The sequence below is a fragment of the Rhodococcus sp. 1168 genome, assembly GCF_002091955.1.
Lineage (GTDB): Bacteria > Actinomycetota > Actinomycetes > Mycobacteriales > Mycobacteriaceae > Rhodococcoides.
Map to the genome: position 1 here is coordinate 35,167 of NZ_MKKY01000071.1, position 19,855 is coordinate 55,021.

Annotated in this window: 20 protein-coding genes; 14 read left to right on the forward strand and 6 right to left on the reverse strand. The window is 58.6% G+C overall.

Features of this window, described 5'->3' with window-relative positions:
- Window positions 1–5: 5 nt before the first annotated feature.
- Window positions 6–2,681: a DNA translocase FtsK gene (locus tag BJI47_RS14060; protein WP_176224859.1), complete on the forward strand. Its 2,676-nt coding sequence runs from the start codon at window positions 6–8 to the stop codon at window positions 2,679–2,681.
- Here the strand turns inward: BJI47_RS14060 and BJI47_RS14065 are convergent.
- Together BJI47_RS14065 and BJI47_RS14070 are read right to left on the reverse strand one after the other, a co-directional pair.
- A complete protein-coding gene (locus BJI47_RS14065) occupies window positions 2,678–2,959 on the reverse strand; it encodes a YciI family protein (RefSeq protein ID WP_088944311.1) in 282 nt (93 codons plus the stop codon). The genes BJI47_RS14060 and BJI47_RS14065 overlap by 4 nt on opposite strands.
- Before the next feature lie 84 nt (window positions 2,960–3,043).
- A complete protein-coding gene (locus BJI47_RS14070) occupies window positions 3,044–3,532 on the reverse strand; it encodes an amino-acid N-acetyltransferase (protein WP_254900600.1) in 489 nt (162 codons plus the stop codon).
- 236 nt (window positions 3,533–3,768) lie between these two features.
- Here BJI47_RS14070 and pgsA point away from each other — a divergent pair, with 236 nt between their 5' ends.
- From pgsA to BJI47_RS14120, 10 genes are all read left to right on the forward strand, one after another.
- Entirely contained in the window at window positions 3,769–4,389 is a 621-nt protein-coding gene (gene pgsA / locus BJI47_RS14075; RefSeq protein WP_088944313.1) for a CDP-diacylglycerol--glycerol-3-phosphate 3-phosphatidyltransferase, read from the forward strand.
- Window positions 4,390–4,674: 285 nt separating this feature from the next.
- Entirely contained in the window at window positions 4,675–5,052 is a 378-nt protein-coding gene (locus BJI47_RS14080; protein WP_088944314.1) for a helix-turn-helix domain-containing protein, read from the forward strand.
- Window positions 5,053–5,146: 94 nt separating this feature from the next.
- Window positions 5,147–5,962, forward strand: a complete 816-nt coding sequence (locus tag BJI47_RS14085; RefSeq protein WP_088944315.1) for a PspA/IM30 family protein — start codon at window positions 5,147–5,149, stop codon at window positions 5,960–5,962.
- A gap of 70 nt (window positions 5,963–6,032) precedes the next feature.
- Window positions 6,033–6,824 (forward strand): hypothetical protein, encoded by a 792-nt coding sequence (locus BJI47_RS14090; protein WP_088944316.1) that lies wholly within the window; start codon window positions 6,033–6,035, stop codon window positions 6,822–6,824.
- A gap of 135 nt (window positions 6,825–6,959) precedes the next feature.
- Window positions 6,960–7,133 (forward strand): hypothetical protein, encoded by a 174-nt coding sequence (locus tag BJI47_RS24125; protein ID WP_176224860.1) that lies wholly within the window; start codon window positions 6,960–6,962, stop codon window positions 7,131–7,133.
- Window positions 7,134–7,276: 143 nt separating this feature from the next.
- Complete coding sequence (locus tag BJI47_RS14100; protein WP_254900598.1) at window positions 7,277–7,891, forward strand: TetR/AcrR family transcriptional regulator; 615 nt, start codon at window positions 7,277–7,279, stop codon at window positions 7,889–7,891.
- A gap of 70 nt (window positions 7,892–7,961) precedes the next feature.
- The gene (locus BJI47_RS14105) at window positions 7,962–9,110 is read left to right on the forward strand and encodes a nucleotide disphospho-sugar-binding domain-containing protein (protein ID WP_176224861.1); all 1,149 of its coding nucleotides are present in this window, start codon (window positions 7,962–7,964) and stop codon (window positions 9,108–9,110) included.
- 24 nt (window positions 9,111–9,134) lie between these two features.
- Window positions 9,135–9,329 (forward strand): DUF3046 domain-containing protein, encoded by a 195-nt coding sequence (locus BJI47_RS14110; RefSeq protein WP_084348687.1) that lies wholly within the window; start codon window positions 9,135–9,137, stop codon window positions 9,327–9,329.
- A 174-nt stretch (window positions 9,330–9,503) separates the two neighbouring features.
- A complete protein-coding gene (gene recA / locus BJI47_RS14115; RefSeq protein ID WP_088944318.1) occupies window positions 9,504–10,544 on the forward strand; it encodes a recombinase RecA in 1,041 nt (346 codons plus the stop codon).
- A 15-nt stretch (window positions 10,545–10,559) separates the two neighbouring features.
- Window positions 10,560–11,153: a regulatory protein RecX gene (locus BJI47_RS14120; RefSeq protein WP_088944319.1), complete on the forward strand. Its 594-nt coding sequence runs from the start codon at window positions 10,560–10,562 to the stop codon at window positions 11,151–11,153.
- A 118-nt stretch (window positions 11,154–11,271) separates the two neighbouring features.
- Here the strand turns inward: BJI47_RS14120 and BJI47_RS14125 are convergent, their stop codons facing one another.
- The 4 genes from BJI47_RS14125 to BJI47_RS14140 form a co-directional block, all read right to left on the reverse strand.
- Window positions 11,272–12,153 carry an amino acid ABC transporter permease gene (locus BJI47_RS14125; RefSeq protein ID WP_088944320.1) on the reverse strand — a complete coding sequence of 294 codons (882 nt, stop codon included), beginning with the start codon at window positions 12,151–12,153 and terminating at the stop codon, window positions 11,272–11,274.
- Entirely contained in the window at window positions 12,153–12,830 is a 678-nt protein-coding gene (locus tag BJI47_RS14130) for an amino acid ABC transporter permease (RefSeq protein ID WP_084348691.1), read from the reverse strand. Before BJI47_RS14130 ends, BJI47_RS14125 begins: the two co-directional genes overlap by 1 nt.
- A 94-nt stretch (window positions 12,831–12,924) precedes the next feature.
- Complete coding sequence (locus tag BJI47_RS14135; protein WP_088944321.1) at window positions 12,925–13,758, reverse strand: glutamate ABC transporter substrate-binding protein; 834 nt, start codon at window positions 13,756–13,758, stop codon at window positions 12,925–12,927.
- Between the two features lie 74 nt (window positions 13,759–13,832).
- Window positions 13,833–14,561 carry an amino acid ABC transporter ATP-binding protein gene (locus tag BJI47_RS14140; RefSeq protein WP_176224863.1) on the reverse strand — a complete coding sequence of 243 codons (729 nt, stop codon included), beginning with the start codon at window positions 14,559–14,561 and terminating at the stop codon, window positions 13,833–13,835.
- A gap of 352 nt (window positions 14,562–14,913) precedes the next feature.
- On the opposite strand from BJI47_RS14140, the gene BJI47_RS14145 reads away from it, so the two are divergent.
- From BJI47_RS14145 to BJI47_RS14155, 3 genes are all read left to right on the forward strand, one after another.
- Window positions 14,914–15,675, forward strand: a complete 762-nt coding sequence (locus tag BJI47_RS14145; protein WP_088944323.1) for a tyrosine-type recombinase/integrase — start codon at window positions 14,914–14,916, stop codon at window positions 15,673–15,675.
- A gap of 2,303 nt (window positions 15,676–17,978) precedes the next feature.
- On the forward strand, window positions 17,979–18,419 hold the full coding sequence (locus tag BJI47_RS14150; protein WP_088944324.1) for an HNH endonuclease: 441 nt from the start codon (window positions 17,979–17,981) through the stop codon (window positions 18,417–18,419).
- Window positions 18,420–18,524: 105 nt separating this feature from the next.
- Window positions 18,525–19,781, forward strand: coding sequence for an IS256 family transposase (locus BJI47_RS14155; protein WP_088943966.1), 1,257 nt, complete (start codon window positions 18,525–18,527; stop codon window positions 19,779–19,781).
- The last annotated feature ends 74 nt before the right edge of the window (window positions 19,782–19,855 follow it).

Here is a 19,855-nt window from a genome sequence, read left to right on the forward strand (position 1 = left end):
GGGGTATGGCAGGAAAGACCAGCACTCGAAGTTCGGGTACCGGCGGCGCCGGTACCTCGTCGACGTCGCGGGCTTCGGGGGGATCACGCAAGTCTTCCGGGGGGCGCACGGTGAGCACACCACGTAAACCCACAGCCCCACGCACGTCGACAGCCCCACGCACGTCGACATCAGCACGCAAGGCGGCACCAGTGCGTGGTGGAGCCGGTTCTCGTGGGGGTGCTCGTCGACCGGCCAAGAAGAACACCGGTGGTGTGGTCTCTGCCGTGGGACGCGGGATTTCCTCGGCGTGGTCGATGGCGGCCAAAGGGCTCGGTGCAACGACGAGAACCGTCAGCAAGGCCAAGGACATCGACCACGGCCACCGACGCGACGGCATAGCGCTGGGTCTGATCGCTCTGTGTGTCGTCGTCGCAGCAGCCGTGTGGTTCAGCGCGGGCGGGCCCGTAGGGGAGGGGATCGAGATCGCGGTCCGCGCCGTCATAGGTGGAGCCGGATACATAGTGCCGGCGCTCGGAGTCGCGATCGCGGTCGTCCTGATGCGCTCGGAACCGAATCCGGACATCCGCCCGCGACTGGTCCTCGGGTCGATCTTGCTCGCGCTTCCGATTTTGGGACTGTGGCATCTGGCTGCGGGCTCACCGTCCGACTCGGCCGGCCGCTCCGATGGTGGCGGTTTCGTCGGGTACGTCGCGGGAGGCCCGATCACCGACGGTCTGACTGTGTGGCTCGCCGTGCCGCTCCTGTTGTTGGCAGGTCTGTTCGGCGTGCTTCTGTTAACTGGCACCACGGTGCGCGACATTCCGGATCGTCTGCGGTCGTTGTTCGGGACGGACAGTCGAGGCGATGAATACGGAGACTACGACCCAGCCGATTTCGGGGCCGATTTCGGCGACGACTACAGCGACCGTGAGAGCTCCGGTTTCGACGCCGACGGATACCCCGTCGACGGACCGAACGCCGATCCGTACGGCAACTACCCGACCGAAGAATATGTTCCGGTCAAGAAGCCTCGGGCGCGAAAAACAGCGCCCCTGGTCGACGAGCCCACCGAGGTCATGGAGCCTGCAACACAGGCGCCGACCGCACCTCCCGCTCGCCCTAAGCCCAAGCCGATCGTCAAGGCCGCTGAGCCCAAGCCCGAAGCCGAGGAAGACAAAATCGTCGTCGACCGCGTCGTCGACGGGGACTACACGCTGCCGCCGCTGTCACTGTTGATCGACGGCGATCCACCCAAGACTCGTAGCCAGGCCAACGACACGATGATCGAGGCCATCTCCGAGGTTCTCGACCAATTCAAGATCGATGCGGCAGTAACGGGCTTCACCCGTGGACCGACCGTCACCCGGTACGAGGTAGAACTAGGGCCCGGTGTCAAGGTCGAGAAGATCACCGCGCTCGCGCGCAACATCGCGTACGCGGTCGCAACCGACAATGTGCGCCTACTTGCGCCGATCCCAGGAAAATCTGCAGTCGGTATCGAGGTGCCGAACTCGGACCGCGAGATGGTCCGACTCGCCGATGTGCTCACCGCGACATCGACCCGTAAGGATCATCATCCGTTGGTGATCGGGCTCGGCAAGGACATCGAAGGGAACTTCCAAAGCGCCAACCTGGCCAAGATGCCGCACCTTCTCGTTGCCGGTTCCACCGGATCCGGTAAGTCCAGCTTCGTGAACTCGATGCTCGTCTCCCTCCTCGCACGCGCGACGCCGGACGAGGTTCGCATGATCCTGATCGACCCGAAAATGGTCGAGCTGACGCCGTACGAAGGTATTCCGCACCTGATCACCCCGATCATCACGCAGCCGAAGAAGGCTGCTGCCGCGTTGGCATGGCTGGTCGAGGAGATGGAACAGCGGTACCAGGACATGCAGATCAACAAGGTTCGGCACATCGACGATTTCAACAAGAAGGTCCGATCCGGTGAGATCACCGCGCCGCTCGGAAGCGAACGTGTCTACCGGCCGTATCCGTACATTCTCGCGATCGTGGACGAGCTCGCGGATCTGATGATGACCGCTCCGCGCGACGTCGAAGATGCCATCGTCCGCATCACCCAGAAGGCTCGTGCGGCTGGGATCCACCTCGTCCTTGCTACGCAGAGACCCTCCGTCGACGTCGTTACCGGTCTGATCAAGACCAATGTGCCCTCACGCCTTGCGTTCGCGACGTCCTCGCTCACCGACTCCCGAGTCATCCTCGACCAGCCCGGCGCCGAGAAGCTGATCGGTATGGGCGATGCACTCTTCCTGCCGATGGGTGCAGGTAAACCGACTCGTCTCCAGGGCGCCTTCATCACCGACGAAGAGATCTCGGCAGTAGTCGACTTCGCCAAGAACCAGGCAGAGCCGGAGTACAACGAGACGGTCACCGCGGCGAAGGCGTCGGAGAAGAAGGACGTCGATCCCGACATCGGCGATGATCTCGATGTCCTGCTCCAGGCCGTCGAACTGGTGGTGACCAGCCAGTTCGGTTCGACGTCCATGTTGCAGCGCAAGCTGCGCGTCGGATTCGCCAAAGCCGGGCGTCTGATCGACCTGATGGAGAACCGAGGAGTAGTCGGGCCCAGTGAGGGCTCGAAGGCTCGCGAGGTTCTGATCAAGCCCGACGAGCTCGACGGGTTGCTGTGGTCTATTCGAGGTGGCGACCCGGATGAGGCGCCTGCCGACGATGCCTAGGCAAACGCGCCCATGACCGGTTTCCATTCGGTGACAACCGACGTCTCGATCAAGTTTTCGGTTGCGAACGGATCTTGCGCGAACAATGTCTTCACCGAGTCGACGTCGGTTCCGTCGACGATGATCAAAGCGCCGCTGCCATCGGTGTAAGGGCCGCTGGATACGAGGGTCTTCTTCTCCAGCAGGTCTGCGAGCCAGGCCCGATGGTTGGCGCGATGAGAGTCTCGCCCGGCAGTCGTACTGGGGGAGTATGTGTAGACAACGGCGAACAGTGCCATGAGGTGTCGTCCTTTGGATTGGGCGAATCTGGTTCGCGCTGGATTGTTTCGGACAGTTGGATTGTTCCAGGGGGTCCGCTTGATTCAGAGGGGAAGCAGCATTCGGGTGTTGCCCAGGGTGTTCGGTTTCACGTAACTCAGGTCGAGGAACTCAGCCACACCGGTGTCGTACGACCTGCACATTTCGGCATAGACCTCCGCAGTGACGGGTGTTCCCTCGATCTCCAGAAAGCCGTGCCGTGTGAAAAAGTCCACCTCGAAGGTGAGTACGAAGAGCTTCTGAAGAGCCAGATCGCGGGCTACTCGGATCAAAGTATCGACGATGAGACTGCCGGCGCCGAGGCCCTTGGCTGCCGGATCGACCGCGACCGTGCGTACTTCACCGAGGTCAGCCCACAAGACGTGGAGCGCACCACAGCCGACGACGCTGTCTCCTCGTTCGGCGACCCAGAACTCCTGAACAGCCTCGTACAGTGTGACCAGGTTTTTCTCGAGCAGAATCTTTCCGGCATAGATGTCGATCAGTCGCTTGATCTCCGGGATGTCGGAGGTTCGAGCACGGCGGACGACCACGTCGTCGCCGGGACGAGAGGTCTCGCGGCGTTCGAGTGCTGCATCGAATGCCGTGTCGTGTGCGTTGTCGGACGTTCCGTCGACGTGGTGTCGACTCGCCCGGTTCGGCCCAGAAGTCATGTGGTGAACAGTAGTCAACGTTGCAACGGATATTCTTTTCGTGTGTCCGTAACCGAACTGGTCCGAAATGAATCAGGACACCTTTGTCGGCGTATCGGTACCAAGGGCTCGACGGCATGAGCGAACCCCTGGCTTCCGGCCCGAATCTGCCACACGGCAACTCGAGCACCGGGGACGTCGAACCTGTTCCGATCCTCAATATCGCCAATATTCTGACGATGCTCCGGATTGCTCTCGTTCCCGTGTTTCTCGCTGTCCTCTTCGTCGGAGACGGTCACGACAGCGGATGGCGCATAGGTGCGACGGTGGTATTTGCTGTCGCGGCGATCACCGACCGGATCGACGGGCAGCTCGCCCGCAAGTACGGGTTGGTCACCGATTTCGGGAAGATCGCGGATCCGATCGCAGACAAGGCGCTGATCGGTGCTGCACTCGTCGGACTGTCGATCCTCGGAGACCTCCCCTGGTGGGTCACCGTGGTGATCGCGGCACGCGAAGTGGGCATCACACTCGTCAGATTCGCGGTGATCCGGCACGGTGTGATCCCGGCGGGACGCGGTGGCAAGCTGAAGACTTTGGTGCAGAGTTTTGCGATCGGGATGTATCTCCTGCCCTTGCCCGACGAGGTGCGAGGGGTATCCGTCGCGCTGATGGGCCTGGCGGTGATCTTGACCGTCTACACCGGGCTCGACTACGTGGTCCAGGCCATTCGCCTGCGCCGAAAGGTGAGGTCGTGACCGATCCGCTCGTCGACGGGTCGGGACGGTCGCGAGGTGGGGCGGTCTTCGTCGCCGTCGCGGGCCCCGACGGGACTCAGGTGTAGAAACTCCGACTGTCGGGCGACTGTTGGACCATCCGGCGCGATACAGTCCGTAGTGCGATCTCGGAGCTGTTTCGACGGGTGAGCCGGCGTGGCGACATAATGGGTCGGGAACCAATCGGGCCCCACCCAGCGTTGTAGCTGAAGATGGTCGATATAGCTGTAAACGAACGAGACATGGATTCGAACGAGGAGGAGCGAGATGGCGCTGCTATTGCGTGAAGCACTCGGCGACAGTCTGCGGCGTACTCGCGTTGCACAGAGTCGCACACTGCGTGAGGTCTCGAACACCGCGCGCGTCAGCCTCGGATATCTGTCGGAAGTCGAACGAGGCAGGAAGGAGGCGTCGAGCGAACTCCTCGCAGCCATCTGCACCGCGTTGGCGGTTCCGTTGTCCGACGTGATGAGCGACGTCAGTGACTCGCTGCTCGTGTCCACCGGATCTGCCTCGACGGCCGATGGCATCGCGCTGCCTACCGCCGACAACGGACCCAAGAAAAGCAGTAATGGGTCGCCACGTATTGCGGGTGAGACCCGCGTCGTCATCCCGGCGCCCGCACGTGCACTCGCAGCAGCCTGACACCGGATAGCCGCAACCAGTATCCTTTTCCACACGTGCATGTTCACCCACTACGCGTGCAACGCGGCGCCAAAGATGGAGGCAGGATCAACCCATGGCTAATCCTTTCGTCAAAGCCTGGAAGTACATGATGGCGCTCTTCAATTCCAAGATCGACGAGAAGGCCGACCCCAAGGTTCAGATTCAGCAGGCAATCGAGGATGCACAGCGGCAGCACCAGGCGCTGTCTCAGCAAGCGGCCTCGGTTATCGGCAACCAGCGTCAGCTGGAGATGAAGCTGAGCCGTCAGCTCGACGAGGTCGAGAAGCTGAATGCGAACGCTCGCCAGGCAGTCACGCTTGCCGATCAGGCGTCCTCTGCAGGCGATGTCGACAAGGCGACGCAGTACACCAATGCTGCCGAGGCATTCGCAGCTCAGCTCGTGACCGCCGAGCAGGGTGTCGAGGACCTCAAAGTTCTCCACGACCAGTCTTTGCAGGCAGCGTCGCAGGCAAAGAAGGCCGTGGAGCAGAACGCGATGGCTCTGCAGGCCAAGGTGGCAGAGCGGACGAAACTGCTCAGCCAGCTCGAGCAGGCGAAGATGCAGGAGAAGGTCAGCGAATCGCTTCGCTCGATGGACAGCACTCTTTCCGCGCCAGGCAATACCCCGAGCCTCGATGCGGTTCGCGACAAGATCGAACGTCGCTACGCTGATGCTCTCGGCTCGGCCGAACTCGCGCAGAACACCGTGTCGGGTCGCATGATGGAGGTTCAGCAGGCTTCGGTTCAGATGGCCGGACACAGCCGTCTGGAGCAGATTCGCGCTTCGATGGCAGGTGACGCACTCCCGTCCGGCAACGCGACGGGAACATCCAAGCCGTCGATTGCCAAGTCAACCAACGCGACTCCGGAACCACCTGCGCAGCACTGACGCATAGACGACTTGGATCCTGCAAGTAATGACGAAACAACACCATGGCCGACCACCTACGTGGTCGGCCATGTCTGTTTCCAGCACGATCTCGGCCGCCAAGGATGCTGCAGACTCGGCACGCCGAATCGGCGAGTCCCTCGTCGAAGCTGCAGGTAGATGGAGCGATCCTCGTCAAAGGCAGATTCGGCGAGTTCGTCGAGCACGCCGGCGTGGATCATGGTTCGGCGGAGCCACCGGCGCTTCCGCGCTGTCGACGGCTGGGCTTGCCGTGGCGTCTGCGCCGGAATGGACGATGATCGCAACCGGCGGCGGCGCCGCACTTCTCGCCGTACCCACTGTTTTCGCGATCACCCGGTACAAGCAGTTGAAGTCCGAGCCACTACCTGCTCGGAAGCCGGGGAAGAGCATTCTTCCTGCGCGGCACTCGTCGGCATTTACGTCGATGAACCGCCTGGCAGGTGCGCAACGGAGCCTGTACGAGCTGACCGGAGTTCTGCTGAGATCCGAATCGATCGCCTCCGAGGACATTCTGGAGACCACCGAGGTGTCCTACTCCGCGGCCGCCGCGCTGACCGACATGGCAGCCGACATAGTCGCGATGGAGCGTGCAGCGGAGTCCAACACACGAGCCGGTGCCCATTTGACCAGCTCGATCAGTGGAGCCGCCGCCGAACTCGAAGCCGGTGTGGATCAATACGAGGAACTCGTAGAAGCGGCCGCGCGGCTGACCTCTCCGGCCGGAATGCCGTCGAGTGCGGTCGCTGCCCGGCGCGCAGAGCTTTCGTCCGCTACGGACAGACTCCAGGGCTGGGCCTTCGCGCTGGAGGAACTAGCCGAGATCCGGCGCCGTCACCCCTGAATGAGACCACGTCTGAACAGGCGACCTCGTCAGGGTGATCACCCATCTTTCCCTGATCTCGTTGCCGATCCGGTGATGTCGTGTATCCGGCATGTCAGGATCGGTATCGACACAAGCAAAAGGGAGATGGAAAAAATGTTCTGGAAAATCCTCGGCATCATCGCTTTGGTATGGCTCGCATTCGCCATCTTCGGAGCAGTGATCAAAGGACTGTTCGCGATAGCCGTCGCCGGTGCCATCGTCTTCGGTTTGTACTGGTTGTTCAAGGCGGTCACCGGTAAAGAGAATCGAGACTTGACCAAGCTCTAGATCGGCGATGGACGGGCTGGGCAGCTCGACGGTCGGGTAGTCGAACATGAACTACAATTTTGCACATCGATCATGTGTGCACCCTGGGTGTGGTGAACGCTTTGGATCGGCAAACGAATCACGGCGATGAACGGGGTACTGGAGTGAGCCAGCAGACCGCGCTGGGCGAGCCCTTTGCCGATGGCATCGCCATTTCCTCGGTCGAGAATCAGGTGCTCGACGCCGCTCGCTCGTGCATTCTCGAATACGGGGTCCGCCGAACGACTCTCGCCGAGATCGCCCGTCGAGCGAAAGTCAGCAGGCCGACCGTCTACCGGCGTTGGTCCGACACCCGAGCGGTTGTCTCGAGCCTGCTGACCCGCGAGATCGGTGCCGTGATGCCGACTTTCGATCCCGCTGCCTCGGCTCGTCGGCAGATCACGACCTCGGTGTCGGCGGTAGCCGATGGCATACGCATCCATCCATTGTTCGTCAAAATTCTTCGTTCCGATCCCGAAATCCTCGCGACCTACATCCTGCATCGTCTCGGTAAGAGCCAGGCGCTGATCATCGACGGCCTGGTGCCCATCATCGAGGGTGGTCAACGGGACTCGTCTATTCGCGATGGCGTACCGAGCCATATGGCGACCGTGTTGCTGTTGATGGTCCAGTCCGCGGTGCAGTCGGCAGAGATGGTGTCGGGTCGGATCCCGGGTGACGATCTGATTGCCGAGTTCGCCCATGCCGTCGACTCGTACCTGCGTCCGCTCGATCGGTGATGCCCGAAGTCGACTCGACTCAGAGCAGGCAGGTGCTCGCTGACCACGTGGGTATGGCACTCTGAGCGGCGTGCGAGTAGCTGTGGTAGCCGGCCCCGACCCAGGGCATGCCTTTCCTGCTATTGCGCTGTGCCACTTGTTCGCCTCCGCAGGCGACGTGCCGATACTCTTCACCGGTTCGAGGTGGATCGATGCGGCCACGGCCGTTGGAATCGACACTCGGTTGCTCAAAGGACTGACACCACGGCCCGAGGACGACGACATGGATGCAGGCCAGCGGATTCATTCGCGGGCAGCTTTCATCTCCACCGAACTGTTGCCTGATCTGAAGAATGCCGACGTTGATCTGGTCGTATCCGACATTCTCACTGCCGGAGGCGGGTTGGCCGCCGAACGGCTCGGTATACCGTGGGTCGAATTGTCACCGCACCCGTTGTATGCACCGTCCAGGGGATTGCCTCCGATCGGAAGCGGCCTTGCCCCGGGAACAGGTGTTCGGGGTCGACTACGGGACACGTTGATGCGTGCTGCTACCGGCAGATCCATAGCCCAGGGAAAGTCCCAGCGCGGAGCCGCCCGTGTCGGTGTCGGCCTGCCCGCGGAAGACCCGGGGCCCGCTGCGCGTCTGATCGCCACCATCCCCGCCCTGGAGGTTCCCAGGCCGGACTGGCCGATCGAGGCGCACGTCGTCGGACCGCTGCTGTGGGAGCCGACAACAGAAACCCTGCCGATTCCGCCTGGCGACGGTCCCGTGGTCATGGTGGCTCCATCGACTGCGTTCACCGGCGCCCAAGGAATGCTCGAAGCTACCTTGCAAGGCCTCGAGGGGAGCGGGGTGCGGTTGGTCGCTTCGATGCTCGACGAGCCCCCGGCCGAACTACCGGGCTGGGCTACAGCTGGGCTCGGCCGACAGGACCATCTTCTCGACCAAGCGGACGTCGTCGTATGCGGGTCCGGGCACGGGTTGTTGGCGAAAGCATTGATCCACGGAGTCCCTGTCGTCGCGATCCCCGGTGGCGGAGATCAATGGGAACTGGCCAATCGCGCGGCACGGCAGGGGAGCGCGGTCATTGTTCGTCCGCCGACCCCCGGAGCAATCGCGGACGCCGTCCTCCGTGTCCTCGGGGACGGGAGTTTCACCAATGCTGCACACTCGGCGTCGGCGAGTGCCGCCGAGGTGAAGGATCCCGTAGAGGTGTGCCGCGAAGTTCTACGGTGACGCGTCCTCGGTTACGGTTGTCCAGTGCGATTGACCGAGTTCCAGGAATTGCTCGTCGAGGAGTTCGGCCGGATGCGTGGTGACTCGATGCTGGTCGATCACGTCATCACTGGCCTGAACGGCATGACGGGAGCAGAAGCGATCGAGGCGGGTGTCGATCCCCGCGATGTGTGGCGCGCTCTGTGTAGTGAATTCGACGTGCCCAAATCCCGGTGGTGATTCTCTCCGGCGTGTCCGGAAGCCGCCTGATGCAATCGAACAGGTGTTCCCCTATGCTGGTGTCATTCGGTTACACAGCGGTCTCGGGCAGTTCTTGTCGGTACCCAGCTCTACCGTTACCGACAACACGCTCAACGAGACCACGCTGTCACAGACCACACTGAGGAGATCACGATGGCTGCATACGATCGCGACAAAGCACTCGATCTCGCACTTGCGCAGATCGACAAGAATTTCGGTAAGGGATCGGTGATGCGCCTCGGTGACGAGGTCCGCCAGCCTATTGCTGTCATCCCCACCGGTTCCATTGCTCTGGACGTCGCGCTCGGTATCGGTGGGCTGCCGCGTGGCCGTGTCGTCGAGGTGTACGGCCCGGAGTCCTCGGGTAAGACGACCGTTGCACTTCATGCTGTGGCCAGCGCGCAGCGCGCAGGCGGAATCGCTGCGTTCATCGACGCCGAGCACGCTCTCGATCCTGACTACGCACAGAAGCTCGGTGTCGATACCGACGCATTGCTCGTCTCGCAACCGGATACCGGTGAGCAGGCGCTCGAAATTGCCGACATGTTGATCCGTTCGGGCGCTCTCGACATCGTGGTAATCGACTCGGTGGCCGCTCTCGTGCCTCGCGCCGAGATCGAGGGCGAAATGGGTGACAGCCACGTCGGTCTTCAGGCCCGCCTGATGAGCCAGGCGCTGCGCAAGATGACCGGTGCCATGAGCAACTCCGGCACCACGGTGATCTTCATCAACCAGTTGCGTGAGAAAATCGGCGTCATGTTCGGCTCACCCGAGACCACTACCGGCGGTAAGGCGCTCAAGTTCTACGCCTCCGTTCGCCTCGACATCCGGCGCATCGAGACGCTCAAGGACGGCACCGAAGCAATCGGTAACCGCACCCGCGTCAAGGTCGTCAAGAACAAGGTTGCGCCGCCGTTCAAGCAGGCAGAGTTCGACATCATTTACGGCAAGGGCATCAGCCGTGAAGGCTCGCTCATCGACATGGGGGTCGAGCACGGATTCATCCGTAAGTCCGGATCCTGGTTCACCTACGAGGGGGATCAGTTGGGTCAGGGCAAGGAGAACGCCCGCAAGTTCATGCTCGAGAATCCCGATATCCGTGACGAGATCGAGAAGAAGATCATGGAGAAGCTGCAGATCGGTGCCGTCGTCACGGCAGCCGATGACGAGAAGGCTGCTCCGGTCGAGTTCTGACACAGGTGACCAGCTGTGAAGCAGCGATCCGAACAAGAACAAAGAGATGACGGCGGCGGCACCGAAGCGCAGGCGAAAGATGTCTGCCTTCGGCTCCTCACCGATCGTGCGCGAAGCCGATACGAACTCGAGACCCGCCTGAGTAAGAAGGGTTTCAGTCCGGAAGTCGCGGATGCAGTCCTGACGAGGTTGGAAGCCGCGCACCTTGTGGACGACCAGGCCTTTGCGGAGCAGTGGGTGCATTCACGCCATACCTACTCGGGCAAAGGCAAGCGGGCTCTGAGCGTCGAACTGCGAACCAAAGGTGTCAGCAACGAGGATGCGCTCAACGCTCTCGATCAAATAGACGCTGAGGACGAGCGCGTTCGGGCAACTGAACTTGTCCACAAACGCTGCCGCAACCTGACAGTGCCGGGAGGACCCGGTGCTGATGTCCGTGCCGAACGAGACAAAATTGCGCGAAAACTAGTCGGAATGCTGGCTCGACGCGGCTACTCGGCAGGAATGGCGTACGCAATCGTAAAAGCCGAGCTCGCACGGATCGGGGCCGAGGACTCGGACGCCGACCATCTCGATACCCAGGATTTCGACGGTGACGAGTTCGGGTGATCGTCCACCCGGAACGATTGCCGTCGATACGGAAGAAGCCCGCAACACCGAGTCGTGTTGCGGGCTTCTTCTCTCGGTCCGAGACCAGCCGGCCCGGTGACCGGCACGGTCCGACAATTCAGGCTGCGCCCTCGGGGCCCCCGCCGAAGTCCGACACCGCGAGCACGGTCCCACCGGTCTTCCGCTTCTTCTGACGTAGTCGACGCTCGACAACCGTCGCCAGTTTGGTGAGCAGCGAGTTGATAGCGATCATGATGACTGCGACGATGACGAGCGAGGGGAGGTAATTGCCATAGAACGCACCGACCTGCTGACCGGCTCGTACCACTTCGACGTAGCCGATGATGTAGCCCAATGCCGAATCCTTCAGCGCAACGACCATCTGCGAAATGATCGCCGGCAGCATCGCGGTGATCGCCTGAGGCAACAAGATGATCCGCATAACCTGGTTCTTGCGCATACCCAAAGCGTCGGCAGCTTCGGCCTGCCCCTTCGGTAGCGAATTGACACCGGCCCGAACGATCTCGGCGATGACAGAGCCGTTGTAGAGAGTAAGACCGGTCACTACCGCAGCCAGAGCGAGGTAACTGACCTTGAAGACCTGATACTCGGCATAGACCGCGTACAAGAAGATCATCAAAATCAGCACCGGGACAGCGCGGAACAACTCGACCAGCACACCGCTCACGATGCGGATAGCTCGATGATCGGACAATCTGCCGATACCGAGAACAGCGCCGAGGATCAACGCGAACACGATCGAAAGCGCCGCCGCGATCAGAGTTCCCTTGATACCGGGAAGCAGATACGTAGTCCACGTGCTGGCAGTGACGAACGGATCCCACTTGTCAGCCGTCAGCTGACCTTTGGAATCGAGCGCCAAGTAGATGAGATACGCGATGCCCAGAGAGACGAGCAGAACAACACCGGAGAGGATCCGATACCTCAGTTTCGCCTTCGGCCCCGGGACATCGTAGAGAACAGCTACAGCATCACTCATCACTTCACCGCCAATCGCTTGCTGAGGTACCCGAACAGGAGTCCGGTCGGAAGCGTCAGGACGACGAAGCCGAGCGCAAAGATTCCACCGACGACGAAGATCGCGGCTTCGTTCTCGATCATCGTCTTCATGAGCAGAGATGCTTCCGCGACACCGATCACGGAGGCGATGGTCGTGTTCTTGGTCAACGCGATCAACACACTGCCCAGCGGTGCGATGACAGCGCGGAACGCCTGCGGGAGAACGACGATCGTGATGTTCTGAGTGAAGGTCATGCCCAGAGAACGGCCCGCTTCCGCCTGGCCGACGGGCACGGTGTTGATGCCGGACCTCAACGACTCCGCGACGAACGACGCGGTGTAGACGCTCAGGCCGAGAACCGCGAGCCGGATGTTGTTGTCCACCAAAAATGTCGGCGAATTCTCCGGAGCAAGACTGACACCCATCGTCTGATACAAGCCGAACGAGGTGAACAGGATGATCAGCGTCAGCGGAGTGTTACGAAAGATCGTGACGTAAGCAACTGCGATGCCGCGTGCGACAGGGATAGGCGAAACGCGCATCGCCGCGATGATCGTGCCGAGGATCAATGCACCCACGGCGGACAGAACCGTCAGCTTGATCGTCATGATGAACGCGTCGACGAGTTGATCGCCGTACTTGCTCAATAAGTTCAATGGAGGAATGTCCTATCGGCGTGGGCGGTTCGACCGGCGTCGGGGCGGCGGGCTACTCGAACTGCAGTTGCCCGGGCCCCGACGTCGGCGAGCGTCAGTAGCGGTCGACGGTCGGCGGTGCCGGAAGCGGGTAACCGGAAGGTCCTACGGTCTCCTCGAACGCAGTTTTCCATGCCCCGGTGGACACCATCTCCTCGATGGCGTCGTTGATCTTGTCACGTCCTTCGGTGTCGTCCTTGGACAAGCCGATTCCGTAGTTCTCGGTGGTGAAAGGCTCGCCGACGACCTTCAATTCGCCCGGGTACTGAGCGGCGTAGCCGGCGAGGATGATGTCGTCGGTCGTCACTGCGTCGACTGCGCCGTTGCGCAGTGCTTCTACGCATGCCGAGTAGGTGTCGAACGGCTGGAGCTGAACGCCTGGGTACTCGTCGGCGATGTTCTGTGCGGGTGTGGACCCGGTGACCGAGCACAGCTTCTTGCCGCCGCTGAGTGAATCGGGGCCGGTGATGTCGGTATTGCCGTCGGCAACCAGCAGGGACTGGCCTGCGACGAAGTACGGTCCAGCGAACCCGACCTTCTCCTTGCGCGTATCGGTGATCGAGTAAGTAGCGACGATGTAGTCGACCTCCCCGTTCTGAATGAGCGTCTCACGCTGAGCCGACGGGGATTCCTTGAACTCGATGTTCTCTTCCGACACTCCGAGCTGGCCTGCAACGTACTTGGCCACCTCCACGTCGAAGCCGCTGAAGGAACCATCCGGGTTGCGGAGGCCGAGGCCGGGCTGATCGAATTTGATTCCGACGATCAGGTTGCCGTTTTCTGCACTACTGCTGACATTGCGGGCTTCTTCGCCCCCGCCACAGGCGGTAGCGACGACGGCGAGTGCGGCGATGCCGACCCCTAGACGGATCGAGCGAGTAATTCTCACTGGTTAATCCTCCATGTTGTTTTCACGTGTTGGTACGTGCGAAAGAGTGTGGCGAGAAATAGAGGGATCTTTGGTCAGTGACCGAGAATTTTGCCCAGGAAGTCCTTGGCGCGTTCGGATTTCGGTGCGGTGAAGAAGCTGTCGGGGTCGGTGTCCTCGACGACGGCGCCATCGGCCATGAAGATGACCCGGTCGCCGGCCTTGCGTGCGAATCCCATCTCGTGGGTGACGACGAGCATCGTCATGCCCTCCTTGGCCAACGACGTCATCACGTCGAGAACTTCGTTGACCATTTCGGGATCGAGAGCCGACGTCGGCTCGTCGAACAACATCACCTTGGGGTTCATGGCGAGTGAGCGAGCAATCGCCACCCGCTGCTGCTGTCCACCGGAGAGCTGAGCTGGATATTTGTCGGCCTGATTTGCGATGCCGACACGTTCGAGCAGTGCCTGGGCGGATTTACGAGCCTCGTCTTTCTTGAGCTTGCGCACCTTGAGGGGCGCGAGCATGACGTTCTCGAGGATGGTCTTGTGCGCGAAAAGGTTGAACGACTGAAAGACCATTCCGACGTCGGCGCGAAGCGCGGCGAGCGCTTTACCTTCGGCAGGAAGGGCAGAGCCATCGACCTCGATGGAACCGGAGTCGATGGGTTCGAGTCGGTTGATCGTCCGGCACAACGTCGATTTCCCGGACCCGGACGGTCCGACCACAATGACGACCTGGCCGGGAGGGACCTCGAGGTTGATGTCCTTGAGGACGTGCAGATCACCGAAATGCTTGTCTACCGATTTCAAGGAGATCATGGAGGGTCGGTCGGCAACTGCACCGGAAGCCGGCGCGTCGGTGGCATGCGTCATAGAGCAGAACCTTATTCGTAGTTTGGTCGTCGACAACGCCGTTAACGCGACATTCCTCGATTATGTAATGGAAACTTTACTGTCGGTGCACTCGGCCCGGCGAGATCGAACGCCGAAGTCGCGTATCCCCGGCGCCGGACGGTCTCGCCGGGCCGTACCCTGGCAGTGTGGAAACGAGTGACCAGATGACCCAGAGGAGCTACGAGGTTCGCACGCACGGGTGCCAGATGAACGTGCACGACTCGGAGAGACTGTAGTCCCTGACCACCGTGTAGTTTCCTGATTTTAGGAGACTACGATGGACATTCGGACCTTGTGTGCGCAGGTTGCCAGGGAGAAGAACCTTAGGCAAAGTACCGAGTTTTCCTATCGGCGGCTGTTGCTGAGTGTCGGCATCACCGATGATTCATTGGGCCGCGACGAGGTTGAAGCATTGCTCTACAACCTCGACAACGTTTCAACACGCCGTGCTACTGCGATCGCGGTTCGGTCGGTACTCGGACACATGATCAAAATTCCCAAAGCGCCCAAACGCCGCTACGTTCTGCCCGATGAGCAATCTATTCGCTTAGCGTTGCTTACGAGTCCGCACGAGCTTAGAGGGCTTCTGATGATGTACGCGGGGCTACGCGTCGGTGAAGCATGTGCCGTGACTGGCAAGGCGGTGACAGGGGACAGGCTGTTAATTGACCGCCAGGTGGTGCAGTTGTATGCCTCAAGTCGTGAAACTGGCTCAGAGGCGAAATCAGTACTCAGAATCGGCCCGGTGAAGACGGGTGAGGCTGAGGTAGTCGTACCGTTTTGGCTGGCTGACTTAGTGAAAACGATAACCGACACCGCCCAACCTTCTATCGTGCGTGAGTCGTTGCGTCGGGCTGGTAGCCGCGTAGGTATCAAAATCAATCCGCACATGCTCAGGCATTGGTATGCGACAACCATGCTTGAACGTGGTGCTCCGCTGACGCTGGTGCAGCAGCAGATGAGACACAGCGATATTGCTACGACGCTCAGGGCGTACTCGGAACACAGCACCGAGGATATACACAAGATGTTCGACTAAATTGCGGCTCGTGATGTAGATCGGTCACGAATAAGCCACTCGCAGAATGTCGATTCCTGCCGTGTGTTAGCCGTTCTGACGAAATAGAATGCGCTTAGGGTGTATTTGTATGCACACTAGGCGCATTTTTCGTTAGATGTGTAGTTGGAAAGTTTCGAGGTCACACAGCGTGCACAGTGTTCAACTGACATCTTGATACTTTAGGTATCAGTCGCCGATATTTGCTATAATGGATTTAGTGGTTTTAGACCACGAGGGAAAAGATGAAGAACTCTGCCGGGTTCAAAATCTGGATAACAATATAAGTTATTCATACCCACAAGACCAGTCACTGCCATGTGACCGACAAAGCCAGCAACCAACCTCCATAAAAACAGTTGCTGGCTTTGTTGTATCATTAGAAGTAGGCACTAATGAACCGATCAGTCAGAGAAATCCATTTAGTAAGTCATTATTGACATTTGCGTATTTACCACCAGACAACTAGAATTAAATAGTAGGCAGAACGCATTGATTGTTTGAAAATGGTCCGCGAAAAAGCCAGTCTCAACTTGCATTAGTGCAGTCTAATGTGGGATAATAGATATAGACAAAAGATCACTTCTACTAGCAGGGAAGAGAGTCCACAAGTTTTCCTCACCGAAATAAATGAGAAAGACCGTATTGAAGTTTGTTCCCTGCTACGGAGCTTCAATACGGTCTTTTTTCTTTTGTATATAGTTTGAGCTATTGACGCTATTAATTAAGGCAGACCCGATGCAGGTAAGGTCCACCGACTATTGCAATCAAAACCATAATTCCCTGTCAAACTTGTATCAAAAATATCTTACCTTGAAAGGAGGTTTCAATATGAAGAAGAATTTCAATAACCGTTATAAGAAGAAAGATTGGTCTACTTCCGAACTATCCAGTAGTTACTGTAGTAATTGTCACTACACACTATGGAAGAATGAGATAGACGATCCTGAGTTACCTAAAGATAGACATAGAAGTTGTCTCGTAGCTCTTCGAGATTCTACCGATAGAAAACTTGACCATCTTATTGAAATAGAGATTAGTCGTAAGAAAGTCAATAAGAACAAACTTGCTAGGATGTTAGATGATACTGTTGGCGCTACGCGCCGGTAGTTCGTTACAAATATTCCATCTTGACTCTATAGAAGAACAGACCCTCTCAGTATTGAACTAAATAGAACTAAAGAGTTTTTGTGTTGGTGGTTGTTGGTTGGTTCTGTGCCCCGGCCGGGGCTGTAGTTCATTATCACTATTCTCTATTTTCTCTTTGGATTTAAACCTACAGGGTCTTTTTCTCTATTGAAGAAAAATAGGCTAGTGAATTTTCTACGATAGTCCGTAGGACCCAATATTGCAGTTCTGTCTTTTCTCTATTTTAGGTTTTGACCGCTGAATGAGCGTAGCGAATGAAGCGGAACAGTAGTAACTAGTGAATCAGTACCGCCGATTTTGGATCGGAACGATCCCGTTTCGGCAATATTACATATTAGGAATGATGACAATGAAGAAAGATAAAGAAGCACCAAAAAGGATACGCACGACTACAGAAATGCAGAAAGCCCGCGGCGATGTTCCAATCACTGAACAAAATTGGATAAGTTTAGACGAGTACCGAGAATTGCATCCACGAGCTGATCACGATGACTGAAAAGAATCCGGCGACATATGCGCGGGACAGACGAGCAGAACTTGTCTCACAAAAGTTCGAGCAAATAGATTCACTATTGACTGAAATTGTTGAACTTGGAGCAAGCAGTCAGCGCATGAAAATGGGCTTACAACATTTGTACATGAAGTACAGCAGAAAACGAACGCTGTAAGGCTGTTTGCTGGCACAGCACATACCGACGGAGACACTAGAATGCAGGTTACGACAACTTGTGTGGCCAACACATTCTGGTGTCTCAAATCGGTTTATATGCTTCTGGCGGTACATAAGCAGTTCGAGCGCGGAATAGTATAATAGTGCTATAATTAGATAGAGCGAATGCCTTAGGCAAATCTAACGCTCGTAAGGAAAAACTAATGAACGATGATAGTGTAGTAATTTGTTTGGTTTGTAATGATCCTGAGAATTGTGATCACGACCAGAAATTGCAGTTGAGTGCGATATGAACGAGCAACACGACGAGCAAGATTTGGCGGCAGAGATAGCCGAGACCAAGGCCTATTGCAAAATGCTATTAGGTGGTACTGGTGAGCAGTGAACAGTTCGTAGAACTCGTCTGGCTGGCGGCTCAACACGGCATGCACTACCAGAACACTCAACTGTTGGAGAGTGTCAGTGCATGAGCGACAGCATAACAATTGATGAGTACGACCTAAAATTAGAATACGAGCGTGTTGGTGACTGCTGGTTATGGACGGGACCGCTGGATAGTCAGGGCTACGCTCAATTGACGATAGAGCGTAAGCGTTGGCAGTTACACCGTCTGATCTACACAGAATTTGTGGGACCGATACCGCCAAACAAGCGTGTTAAGCATCTGTGTGAGAATCGCGGTTGTCTCAGAGATACACATCTGTCGTTAGCCATACCAAAGCAACGTATAGAAAAACCTAAGAAGATTGCTAAGCCACGTTACGTACCAAAACCAAAGCGCACGCATTGTTCGGCGGGTCATCTATTAGCCGATCCAAATGTGTATTACAGCAAGACCGGCAAGGTATGCAGGCGATGTAAATTAGCCAAGGTGGGTAAGTCCCATGACGTGGTGGACATTCGGTGAGGCGGCGTAGCCGCTGCTCGGGCGTGTCGTACCCGTGTTGTGGGTGGGCCATCGCGTAGTGATGAACGAGTTACCGCCAAAGTGACTCGACCAAAGGACCACGCGATGACCCACGACCATTCTGCCCTGATCACCCAGCTCGACGCACTCAAGGGCGCCGACCCGGCGAGTGTGTTCGCCGAATTGATCCGCGCCGGCTTACAGACCCTGATCGACGCCGAGGCCACCGAGGTCCTCGGTGCCGGCCGCTACGAACGGACCACCGAGCGAACGAACTACCGCAACGGCACCAGGCCGAAGACAGTAGCGACGACCAGCGGCGACATCGAAGTCCAGATCCCGAAGCTGCGCACCGGGTCGTTCTTCCCCAGCCTGCTCGAACGCCGCCGTCGCATCGATCAGGCCCTGTACGCGGTGATCATGGAGGCCTACGTCCATGGCGTCTCGACCCGCAACGTCGACGACCTCGTGACCGCATTGGGGGTCGACTCGGGGGTCTCGAAGTCGACCGTCTCGCGGATCTGCCAGGGCCTCGACGTCGAGATCGCCCGCTTCCGCGAGCGTTCGTTGACGCACACCAGCTTTCCCTACATCTTCCTCGACGCCACGTACTGCAAGGTCCGGATCGGTGCGCACGTCGTCTCGCATGCTCTCGTCGTCGCCACCGGGGTGTCCATCGACGGGACCCGCGAAGTATTGGGCACCGCAGTAGGAGACAGTGAGTCGTTCGACTTCTGGCGCGAGTTCCTCATCGGACTCAAAGCCCGCGGTTTGTCGGGGGTGCATCTAGTGATCTCCGATGCGCATGCGGGGTTGAAAGCGGCGGTGGCGCAGCAGTTCACGGGTGCGTCGTGGCAGCGGTGCCGGGTGCATTTCATGCGGAACGTCGGCTCGGCGGTGTCGTCGAAGCAGGTGCCGCCGGTGATGGCTGCGATCAAGACGATCTTCGCACACACCGAGCCCGATGCCGTTGCGCAGCAATGGGATCAGGTCGCCGACACTCTCGCTGGCTCGTTTCCGAAAGTCGCTGCGATGATGCGTGATGCGAAGGAGGACGTGCTCGCGTTCCGGTCGTTCCCGAAGGCACATTGGCAGAAGATCTGGTCGAACAATCCGATCGAACGACTGAACAAGGAGATCAAACGCCGCGCCGATGTCGTGGAGATCTTCCCGAACCCGGCAGCGTTCCTACGCCTGGCGACGGCGGTGGTGATCGAGGCGCACGACGAGTGGCAGGTCACCCGCCGCTACGTCTCCGACGTCTCCATGGACGAACTGAGGGTCGTCATCGCACGAAAGGAACGCGCTACAGCCGCCGACACGGACACCGAGTCGTTGACACCCAAACTCGAATCCGCATAACATACAACACAACTCGTTGATCACGAACCAGATGGTTCACCGATCCGAACTACACCACGCCATGGGGCACTATC